General features: G+C 43.2%; 1 protein-coding gene. It reads right to left on the bottom strand.

Annotation, left to right across the window (positions count from 1 at the left end; translation table 11 throughout):
- Positions 1-250, bottom strand: a 250-nt coding sequence (locus ACEN88_RS35910; RefSeq protein ID WP_413347155.1) for a hypothetical protein, incomplete at both ends; no start/stop codon positions are given.

The following is a 250-nucleotide window of genomic DNA, read 5'->3' as shown; positions in this document are numbered from 1 at the left end:
CAGATGTTCCCTGTCGTTTTTGGGGTACCCTTCCTCGTCAAGATCATACCGGTCATCTTCGGGCGTATGAGATAAGGCGGCATCAACAGGATCAACTTCAACACTTTCTCCATTATCAATGTGCATTCCTAATTCATCTACATCAGTTTCAAGCGAACGGTCTTCATCAAATTCGCCATCAACATCGTATGGGTTTGCTTCATCATAAGTGGAGTTAAAATCCTCGCCGTTTTTTGCTGTGGTATGATAT

The organism is Massilia sp. CT11-108 (genome assembly GCF_047302915.1).
In the GTDB taxonomy this organism is placed as follows: domain Bacteria; phylum Pseudomonadota; class Gammaproteobacteria; order Burkholderiales; family Burkholderiaceae_D; genus Telluria; species Telluria orientalis.
Note: the sequence above shows the minus strand (reverse complement) of the source record. Positions and strands in the feature narration are given on the sequence as shown.